Source organism: Chryseobacterium sp. 2TAF14 (assembly GCF_052115105.1).
In the GTDB taxonomy this organism is placed as follows: domain Bacteria; phylum Bacteroidota; class Bacteroidia; order Flavobacteriales; family Weeksellaceae; genus Chryseobacterium.
The window spans coordinates 1-10,283 of the sequence record NZ_JBFRGA010000083.1; the positions used below are offsets into that span (position 1 = coordinate 1).

Annotated in this window: 12 protein-coding genes; all 12 read right to left on the reverse strand. The window is 34.4% G+C overall.

Going from position 1 to position 10,283, the window contains the following annotated elements; all coding sequences use genetic code 11:
• A partial coding sequence (locus AB4Y90_RS10215) for a M20/M25/M40 family metallo-hydrolase (RefSeq protein ID WP_441557401.1) occupies positions 1-958 on the reverse strand: 958 nt, incomplete at its 3' end.
• A 143-nt stretch (positions 959-1,101) separates the two neighbouring features.
• A complete protein-coding gene (locus tag AB4Y90_RS10220; RefSeq protein WP_441557403.1) occupies positions 1,102-1,389 on the reverse strand; it encodes a hypothetical protein in 288 nt (95 codons plus the stop codon).
• 97 nt (positions 1,390-1,486) lie between these two features.
• Complete coding sequence (locus tag AB4Y90_RS10225) at positions 1,487-2,635, reverse strand: class I SAM-dependent methyltransferase (protein ID WP_441557404.1); 1,149 nt, start codon at positions 2,633-2,635, stop codon at positions 1,487-1,489.
• 25 nt (positions 2,636-2,660) lie between these two features.
• Positions 2,661-3,032 (reverse strand): GxxExxY protein, encoded by a 372-nt coding sequence (locus AB4Y90_RS10230; RefSeq protein WP_441557405.1) that lies wholly within the window; start codon positions 3,030-3,032, stop codon positions 2,661-2,663.
• 74 nt (positions 3,033-3,106) lie between these two features.
• Positions 3,107-4,270 carry a methylmalonyl-CoA mutase family protein gene (locus AB4Y90_RS10235; RefSeq protein WP_441557406.1) on the reverse strand — a complete coding sequence of 388 codons (1,164 nt, stop codon included), beginning with the start codon at positions 4,268-4,270 and terminating at the stop codon, positions 3,107-3,109.
• A gap of 142 nt (positions 4,271-4,412) precedes the next feature.
• Positions 4,413-4,769, reverse strand: a complete 357-nt coding sequence (locus AB4Y90_RS10240) for an FtsB family cell division protein (protein ID WP_441557408.1) — start codon at positions 4,767-4,769, stop codon at positions 4,413-4,415.
• A 5-nt stretch (positions 4,770-4,774) separates the two neighbouring features.
• Positions 4,775-5,389, reverse strand: a complete 615-nt coding sequence (udk, locus tag AB4Y90_RS10245; protein ID WP_441557410.1) for a uridine kinase — start codon at positions 5,387-5,389, stop codon at positions 4,775-4,777.
• 125 nt (positions 5,390-5,514) lie between these two features.
• The gene (locus AB4Y90_RS10250; protein WP_441557411.1) at positions 5,515-5,820 is read right to left on the reverse strand and encodes an ATP-dependent Clp protease adaptor ClpS; all 306 of its coding nucleotides are present in this window, start codon (positions 5,818-5,820) and stop codon (positions 5,515-5,517) included.
• A gap of 11 nt (positions 5,821-5,831) precedes the next feature.
• On the reverse strand, positions 5,832-7,187 hold the full coding sequence (locus tag AB4Y90_RS10255; protein WP_441557413.1) for a hemolysin family protein: 1,356 nt from the start codon (positions 7,185-7,187) through the stop codon (positions 5,832-5,834).
• 96 nt (positions 7,188-7,283) lie between these two features.
• Positions 7,284-8,153: an ATP synthase F1 subunit gamma gene (gene atpG / locus AB4Y90_RS10260; RefSeq protein ID WP_441557414.1), complete on the reverse strand. Its 870-nt coding sequence runs from the start codon at positions 8,151-8,153 to the stop codon at positions 7,284-7,286.
• An 85-nt stretch (positions 8,154-8,238) separates the two neighbouring features.
• Positions 8,239-9,816, reverse strand: coding sequence for a F0F1 ATP synthase subunit alpha (gene atpA, locus AB4Y90_RS10265; protein ID WP_441557416.1), 1,578 nt, complete (start codon positions 9,814-9,816; stop codon positions 8,239-8,241).
• Positions 9,817-9,832: 16 nt separating this feature from the next.
• The coding region (gene atpH / locus AB4Y90_RS10270; RefSeq protein ID WP_441557417.1) for an ATP synthase F1 subunit delta at positions 9,833-10,283 on the reverse strand (451 nt) is incomplete at its 5' end.

Sequence of the window (10,283 nt, forward strand, 5' to 3'; positions counted from 1 at the left end):
TTTTTGCACCTTCACCAGTATAACCGCCCCAAATTCCGTTGCAATCTAATGTAGGACGAATTGAGGTTCTTTCCAACGTTGTATATCCTTTTTCACCTTCAACATCATTTAAGCCGATAGATTTTTTAAATTCTGCAGGATTATCTTTAAGCTTATTCATTTCGGCTCTTTCATCATCAGAAACAGTTTCTACGTTGTCATAAAAACCATCGATCGTAATATGTCCGTCATCATCAATCAGTTTGGCAATCATTCTTGAAAGCACATGAATAGGATTCGGAACTGCCCCTCCGTAAAGACCTGAATGTAAATCTCTGTTTGGTCCTTCCACTTCAACTTCTACGTAACTTAAGCCTCTTAAACCTGTTGTAACAGTAGGCTGTTCGTTGCTGTAAATATGCGTATCAGAAATCAATATACAGTCACAAGAAAGCTTTTCTTTATTTTCGTTTACCCAGTCACCCAAGCTTACGGAGCCAACTTCTTCTTCGCCTTCCAGAATAAATTTCACATTACAAGGCAGAGAATTGGTCTTCATCATTGCTTCAAACGCTTTTACCTGCATAAAAAACTGTCCTTTATCATCGGCTGAACCTCTTGCAAAGATCGCTCCGTCAGGATGAAGCTCGGTCTTCTCAATGTAAGGCTCAAAAGGAGGCTTTTTCCATAATTCTAAAGGATCTGCAGGCTGTACATCGTAATGACCGTAAACCAAAACTGTCGGAAGATTTTTGTCGATCAGCTTTTCACCGAAAACAATAGGATAACCTTTGGTTTTACATATTTCAACATTGTCTGCTCCTGCATTTTTAAGGTGTTCTGCACAAACTTCAGCACATTTCAGAACGTCATTGCTGTAAGCGGGATCGGCAGAAATAGAAGGAATTCTAAGTAACTCAAACAATTCATCTACGAAACGCTGTTTGTTTTCGTTAATGTAATTTAATGTTTCTTGCATTGTAAATTAAATTTTGTTAAAATTAAAAAATTTGTTCTGTCACCACAAACAAAAAGGTTTTTAATTTATTCTGGATGATTTATATCTTGTACAACAAAAAATCCCGCAAATATGCAGGATTTATATTTTTTATTTCAGAAAAATTAGTGCTGTTCAACAGAAGGTTTTTCCAAACCTGTCGTTTTTACATCAGCAGACTTTTCAGTCGTAGCGCTGTCAGATTTAGGAGCAACTGCCGGTTCGTGAGTTCCATGACCAGCTTCTCCATGTCCTTTCGAAAGATCTTCTTCGTGACCACTTGTTTGCTCGTCATCTGAATACCTTTCTGTACCTTCTTCAAGCTTGATGATATTTTTATTTCCTCCGGCCTGAATTTTCTTACAGCTTACCGCTACCGTTGCAAGAGCTAAACATAGAACTAATTTTTTCATATGCAGATTTTATTTTTTTAAGATCAGACGGAATTATACAATTCCTAAATTTTTAATTGCCCAAAAGTAAGAAATATTGCATTTTTCGGCAACATTTTTATACTGATTTTAATATTATTTTACCTTTTTTGGATTGCGTAAAAATAAGATATTGGTTTCCCCCATCTTTCAGCTGGTATTTTTTCTTGATTTCTTCCGGTTTTAATGGATAATTTTTTGAAATTAAATTAAACTGATCTTTCTTTTTAATCTGCTTTGAATCAATTATTTCCATCTCTAAAATCCTTCCCGGGAAGTCTTTAATTTTTATTTCAGAAGTATATAAATGGGTATTCGGATGCAGTTTTTTGAGTTTAAAATGCCGGGAAATTAAATTAAAAATTCCTGCCTTCAGAATCGTATTATTAGGAATATAAATAAATTTTTCAGGTTCTGAATATTCAGCTTCCGAATTTTTTTCAGCATTTATTTCAAAGCTAAAATCTTTTTCAGCGCTCTCAAGGTTGGTACATTTGCAGATTATTTCTCCCCGATAATTTTTAGAAAGAAAAACCACAATCTCTTTCACATCATTTTTAACGGCAATAATTTCAATCTTAGAAATATTTTTTAAGACCGAAATCAGGTATTTTAAATCAATTAACGGAGACAGTTTGATGACAATTTCTTCCGAAACAGAAAGCAATTGATCTTGAATTTCCAGAATATTTGGCGAAAGATCTTCCAAAAGGAAAACTTTATTTTTATTCTGATCTCTTCGTGCCGGATCAAGATAAATCACATCAAAATTTTCTTTGTTTCCATTAAGAAAGTCTTCCAGTTTTTGGTTAATGAAGCTTGCTTTTTTACCTAAAATATTCCAATTATGCTTTACAATTTCTAAAAGTTCCGCATTCTGCTCAACCAAAATGATTTCATCAAAATTTTTAGAAAGATAATAGGCATCAATCCCGAAACCGCTTGTCAGATCAATAAACTTCTTTCCTTTTACAATTTCAGATTTATATAAAGCCGTTTTTTCCGATGAAGACTGTTCCAGATTAAGTTGTGGAGGGAAAATAATTCCGTCTTTCAAAAGAAAGGGAAATTTTTTTTGTGCGACTTGCTTTCCTTTGATCTGCTGCACGATTTCATGCATTGAAACTTCAGGAAAAGGAGATTTTTTTAATAGCAAAGCATGCAAATCTGCGTTTAGATTTTCAGTGATGTAGTTTTGGATTTCTTTGTTTAAATGCCACGAATGCACGAATATTTTTTTTAATATTAAGTAGTTATAAAACTATTCTTTTATAATTTAATCTTGATTCACCAAAATTAACGATCATTGCTAGTTTATTTTCAGAAACTTTTAAGTAATTGAGAGCCTGTGCAAGATCGGCTTCTGCAATATGGTTCTTTCCTTTTACTTCCAGAACGATTTTTTCTTTAACTACGAAATCAGCATAAAATTTATGTGGAAGAACAATTCCCTTATACACAACCTCATATTCTTTTTCTCTCTCATAGAATATTCCGGCCTTTCGAAATTCCAATTCCAGCGCATCTTTATATACAATTTCAGAAAATCCGTGCCCAAAATAATTGTGAATTTCCATGCAGATTCCAATAATCTGATATGAGTCTTCTTTGAAAATAATGTTCATATTTAATCCATTTGTGCCTGAATACAAATTTAATAAATATATTCGTGCATTCGTGGCATAAATATTATGATTAATTATTCAAACATTTCCGCCCAGCGAACTGCTTTTATTTCAGTCTGGCTATATAATTCCTCAACAGATCTTTTAACTTCTAATTTCGGGTATAAATTAACACCAATCAGCTTTATTTTACCTTCTTCCACCCATTTTTGTTCTTCAACAGCATGATCGTAAATATTTTTCTGGATAATTCCCTGTTTTAAAAGTTCAAGATAACCTCCGTTTTCTTCAGTTTCAATAAAGAATTTCCAGGATTTATCGGCAATCTGATTGGTAATATCTTCAATATAATAACTTCCGTTTGACGCATCTTCAAAGACATTGATGATACTTTCGTATGCCAGAACAATCTGTTGTTTAAAAGAAATTTCTTGTGAATTTTCGGTGCTCTTTTCAACCAGATAATTATTGCTGTAAACTGCATCTGCTCCGCCAATCATCGCTGAAGCCAATTCTAAAGTTGAACGGATCAGGTTGTTTTCGTTATCTGAAACTGATTTATTTCTAAGCGAAGTTTCAGCAAAAATATACGGAATATTGTTCAAATCATATTCTTTAGACAACTGATTAAAAATCAATTTAAAAGCCCTTATTTTAGCCATTTCAAAGAAATAATTTCCTCCAACAGCCATTCTGAAAATAAGTTTATTGATGATTTCTGCTCCGTAAACTTCAATCAGCTCTTTTGTTTTTGCCAAAGCAATCCCCAATTGCTGGTAAATTGCAGCTCCAGCATTTTGATGAAGCGAAACATCTACACAGATATTTCTTTTAAAATCTTTTGCCAAAAGCTCTTTTACAAGCTGGTCATTAATTTCCCCATTTTTTTCGTCAAAAACATCGATCAGAGAAAAATACTGGTCTTCATCTTGCGGACTGATGTGTTCTGCCAAATCTTTATTGTTAATAAAAACCGTTTTCCCGACAAGGTTTTCTACATTTTCATTCAGTAAAAATGCAAAAACATCATCTTCAAGACTTTCGTGATAATCTGCTACCAAATGGGTGCTTTCTTCTACTTTAGGAAGGTTTGTCAATGGTTTTTCCACAGAATTGTAAAAGGGTTTTACCTCTATTCCTTCCAAATTTTCTTTTTTCAGAATGGTGTAGATATCATCGGTTTTAAGCTGTTTTTTAACAAGATTTTCCCAGTTTGAGAAGGTTTCTGAGTTTGACATGGAATATGGATATTTGTGAATTGTCAATTGTCAATTTTGTTTCACAAGTGAATTTTGAATTGACAAAAATTAGACAACTATATTTATGTTTAAATTAAAAATTGACAAGCAAAGCGAATTCACCATTCATACTTCACTTTGATTATTTCTTCGCAATATTTGCGCTGTCTACAACGAGGATGAAGATTTCTTCGTTGGGCTTTTTCATAAAGTAATTTTCTCTGGCGTATTTTTCTTTTTCAGATTTATTATTCATCAGTTTCTTGTAGAATTTATCATTCTTTTCGTATTCAGATTTATAATAATCGAGCTGCTCTTCATATTTATTAATCTCGCCATTGAGCTCATGGATTACCAAAAAAGAAGTTTTATCAAAGAAAATCATCCACACCAGAAACAAGAAAATCGTCAGAACATATTTATTTAAAACATAATTCTGAAAAAATTTAAAGATTTCCGATTTTGGTTTGATGTCTTTAATGAGTTCTTTTTCTGCCATTTTTGTTAGTGTTTTCTTAATGAATTTTTAATAACGGTCGTTAAAAAATCAATCGCAACAGAGTTCTGCCTCATGTTTGGAATAATTAAATCTGCTTCGTTTTTTGAAGGTTCAATAAATTCCTGATGCATCGGCTTTAAAGTGGTCTGATAACGGTGTAAAACCTCGTTAAGATCTCTTCCTCTTTCCTGCGTGTCTCTTTTGATCCTCCTGATCAGTCTCTCGTCTGAGTCTGCATGTACGAATACTTTTAAATCGAATTCTTTCAGTAATTCTTTATTGGTTAAAACCAGAATTCCTTCAACGACCAAAACATTTTTCGGCTCAACTGTTACGTGATCACCGGTTCTTCCGTGCGTTACAAAACTGTAAAGAGGCTGCTCGATTGTTTCGTTGTTTTTCAAAGCTTTTACGTGCTTAATCAGCAAATCAAAATCGATGGATTTTGGGTGATCGTAGTTTAAAGCTTCTCTTTCTGTTAGCGTAAGGTTATGATTATCATTATAATAATTATCTTGCGAAAGAATATTCATTCCCTCAATATCAAGCTGCTGAATAATCTTATCAACAACGGTAGTTTTGCCCGATCCTGTACCTCCGGCAATTCCTATTACAAGCATTCTGTTTATTTTTCTTTAGAGTTTTTACAAAGATAGTATTTTAGATGAAATGAGATGTTAGAAATTAGAATTTAGAGATTAGTTTAGATTCAAAAAAAACTCCGACATAAATGTCGGAGTCTGTATTATACGATTTCGCTTGTTAAGCTTCTTGCAATTAATTTTTCATGCATGGGTTTCAAAATATCCATCGAGCCGGTTTTTACCGTGCATTTGCCTTTGAAATGAACCAACATTGTGCATTGCTCTGCCTGTATCGGATCGTGTTTGCAGATTTGAATTAATGCTTCAATTACATCATCAAACGTATGAATATCGTCGTTATGAAGAATCAGTTTATATACTTCATCAACATCATCCAAAACCAGAACTTCTTCTTCGTACTGTCTTTTCGGATCTTCATAATCTTTTATGCTGTTATAAAAAATCATTATTTTATAATTTAAACATCTAATTTATCTAAAATATCGTCAACAATATTGGGCTCAGTATAAACCAGCTCAACCATTTCAACGCTTTTATTATTCATTTTTAAAATCTTAAAATGATAATTTTCAAGATCAAACTCCTGGTTTTCTTCCGGAATATCTTCTAAAGCATGTAAAATAAATCCGGCTAATGTATTGTATTCGCTTTCTTCGGAAAGAGGCAGCTTTTTCGGTAAAGATTCGTTGATCTCATCCAAAGGCTGTGTTGCTTTTACCCAATACGTATTTTCGGCAATTTTGTCGACCAGTTTTTCTTCATCGTCTTCTTCATCCTGAATTTCACCTACCAATTCTTCTAAAATATCTTCTAAGGTAATAATTCCTTCAGTTCCGCCAAATTCGTCTATAACGATTGCGAGATGACGTTTTTTCTGCTGGAAAATCTTTAACAAATCTGAAATTTTCTTACTTCCCACTACAAAGAAAGCTTCACCCATAAGATCTTTTAAATCTTCATGGTTTAGATTTCCTTTTCTTTTTACATATTCTCTGATGATTTCTTTTGTAAAGAAAACCCCGATAATATTGTCAATAGAATTTTCGTAAACCGGAATTCTGGAATATCCGCTTTCTATTATAGTATCAATAATTACTTTTAAATCTTCATTAAAATCAATAGAGAGAATATTTTGTCTCGGAACCATGATTTGTTTTGCAGAATGATCGGTAAAATCGAATGCATTTTTAATGATCTCATAGTTTTCTTCCTCAATTTCTCCGCTGTCGGCAGATTGTTTTACCAAAAGCTGAAGCTCTTCTGTAGAATGTATTTCCTGTTCTGAAGCGGGATGAATTTTTATTAACCTTAAAAATCCGTTAGACATCAAGTTCATCAGCCAGATAAAAGGCTTGAAAATAGTATAAAAAACTCTCAACGGAACTGCAGTTGCCATGGTTGTAGATTCTGCTTTTCTGATCGCAATCGATTTAGGTATTAATTCACCAAAAACAATATGCATTACTGTAATAATCAGAAAGCTTAAAACCAGAGAAATTGTGGTTACTGTAGATTCAGCAAGATTAATGTTCAAAGAATGAAATAAGCCATCAATAACGTGGTGCATTGCACTTTCACCCACCCAACCTAAAGCAAGTGAAGCTAAAGTAATACCAAGCTGTGTTGCGGAAAGATATTCATCAAGATGCTTGATAATATGCTCTGCCTGTTTTGCCATAGAATCGCCATCGGCAGCTTTAAGCTGAATCTGAGAATAACGAACTTTAACAATTGAAAATTCTGCGGCTACGAAAAAGCCATTAAGTAATACAAGAAACAAGGCTAGCAAAAGCCTGACTATGTCAGAATCCATTTAGAAATTATAATTATTTATGCAAAGATATACAAAATAATAATAACAAAAAAAGCACCAAAGGTATCGGTGCTTTTATATTTTTTGAGTATTTTATTACGAGTTTTTCAAAGCTTCTGCTCCTGAAACGATTTCTAAGATTTCGTTTGTAATGGCAGCCTGTCTTGCTTTGTTGTAGAAAATAACCAGATCGTTTTTCAAAGCCTGCGCATTGTCGGTTGCTTTGTGCATTGCCGTCATTCTCGCACCGTGCTCTGAAGCTACAGAGTCTAAAACTGCCTTGAAAACCTGTGTTTTAATCGATTTAGGAATTAAGTTATCTAAAATCTCATTTCTGTTAGGTTCAAAGATATAATCAGTTTCTGTTTGCCCTTCTTCTTTCTCTGTTTCAGCCATTGAAATCGGAAGAAGCTGTTCTGTAATCACTTCCTGAGTTGCCGCATTGATAAATTTATTGTAAATTAAATAAACTTCATCAAATTTACCTTCAACAAATCTGGACATAACACTTTCGGAAATATTTGCTACTTTCTCAAATTTAAGGCTGTCGAACACCGGGCTTTCGTTAGAAAATACCTTACGAGTTTTTCTTACCGCATCGTAAACTTTTTTACCGATGGTAAGAACTTCTACTTCGTACTGAGAATTATTCTCAAATTGGCGGTTAAGTTCCTTGATTACAGAAGAGTTGAAAGCACCTGCCAAACCTCTGTTGGAAGTTACTGCAATGAAAAGTATTCTTTTTACTTCTCTTTTCTGAGCGTAAACAGAAATCTGATCAGGATCTGAACTAGAATTTACATTCTGGATGATCTCCTGAAGTTTTTCAGAATAAGGCCTCAACATTACGATGGCGTCTTGTGCTTTTTTTAGTTTCGCAGCGGAAACCATTTTCATAGCACGTGTAATTTGCATCGTAGATGAAATTGAACTGATTCTTCCTCGTATTTCTTTTAAGTTTGCCATATTGGGTTAGTTGTTGGTTGTCGGTTGTTGGTTGCTAGTTTTAGAAAATTCTGTCAACTATCAACCAAAAACCATCAACTAATTTTTAGTTATATTTTGAAGCTAAATCTGTAGCAACCTGCTTAAGAACACCTGTAATATCGTTATCGATTTTTCCTGATTTAATAGCAGCCATAGTTTCAGGATGCTTAGATCTTAGGAACTCGATATATTCGTGCTGGAATTCTTTTACTTTGTTGATAGGAACGTTTCTCATTAAATTTTCTGTACCAGCAAAGATCATAGCAACCTGGCTGTCTACAGGAAGCGGAGAGTTTACCGGCTGCTTCAACAATTCTACGTTTCTTTCTCCTTTAGAGATAACTGCTAAAGTAGAAGCATCAAGGTCTGAACCGAATTTAGCAAACGCTTCCAATTCTTTATACTGAGCCTGGTCTAATTTAAGCGTACCAGAAACTTTTTTCATTGATTTGATCTGAGCGTTACCTCCAACACGAGATACAGAAATACCTACGTTGATTGCCGGACGAACCCCTGAGTTGAATAAGTCAGACTCCAAGAAAATCTGTCCGTCTGTAATAGAGATTACGTTTGTTGGGATATATGCAGAAACGTCACCCGCCTGAGTTTCGATAATCGGAAGTGCAGTTAAAGAACCGCCACCTTTTACGATTGGTTTCAAAGACTCTGGTAAATCGTTCATCTGGCTTGCAATAGTATCATCAGCGATTACTTTTGCAGCTCTTTCCAATAATCTTGAGTGAAGATAGAAAACGTCTCCTGGATAAGCCTCACGTCCCGGTGGTCTTCTCAATAGTAGAGAAAGCTCACGGTAAGCAACTGCTTGTTTAGATAAATCATCATAAATGATCAGAGCCGGTCTACCTGTGTCTCTGAAGAATTCTCCGATAGAAGCACCTGCCATTGCAGAATAAACCTGCATAGGAACCGGATCTGAAGCATTAGCTGCAACAATTACTGTATAAGCTAAAGCCCCTTTATCTGATAAAGTTTTTACAATCTGAGCTACTGTAGAAGCTTTTTGCCCGATTGCAACATATATACAATATACTGGCTGACCAGCATCATAAAATTCTTTTTGGTTGATGATCGTATCAATAGCAACAGTAGTTTTACCTGTCTGTCTGTCACCAATGATAAGCTCTCTCTGACCTCTTCCTACAGGAATCATAGAGTCGATCGCAACGATACCTGTTTGTAAAGGCTCAGTTACAGGCTGTCTGTAGATAACACCCGGAGCTTTTCTTTCTAATGGCATTTCGTATAAATCTCCGGTAATAGGACCTTTACCATCGATTGGGTTACCTAAAGTATCAACTACTCTACCTAACATACCTTCTCCTACTTTAATCGAAGAGATTCTGTTTGTTCTTTTTACGGTATCACCTTCTTTTACAGATTTACTTTCACCTAAAAGCGCAACCCCTACGTTGTCTTCTTCAAGGTTTAGTACGATACCTTCTACATCACTTGAAAATTTCACCAACTCACCGTATTGTACGTGTTCTAACCCGTATACACGAGCAATACCATCACCGATGGTTAAAACTGTACCTACTTCCTCAACGTTTGATTGAGTATCGAAGTTGGCCAATTGCTGTTTTAAGATCGCAGATACTTCTGCCGGATTTATTTCTGCCATTATATGGTTGTTTTTCTTAATTTAACTGAAAGTCTTTTTTAATCTTATTCAATTTTGATTTTACAGATGCATCTACCTGCTGATCTCCCACTCTTAAAATATAACCTCCCAAAATTTCAGGTTTTACATTTACATTAAGGTCGAAAGTTTTGGTTTGGTTTACAAGGTTGGTAGACCTTAAAATCTGCTCAATATTTTCGTTGGAAAGCTGTGTTGCAGTGGTAAGCGTAATTCTCTGAATACCGTTGATGTCTTCAACTTTATTGATAAATTGCTGTGCTACATTTTTAAGCTGACTTTCTCTTCCGTTTTTGATGATCAGTCTGATCAAATTCTGAGTAACAGGCGAAAAGCTTTTGAAGATTTCGTTTGCTACCTCAGTTTTTTTATTTGCATCAATGTAAGGAGTCATGAAAAACTTGTTCAAATCTTTAGATTCAGACATTAGCTTCACCACATCTTTCATT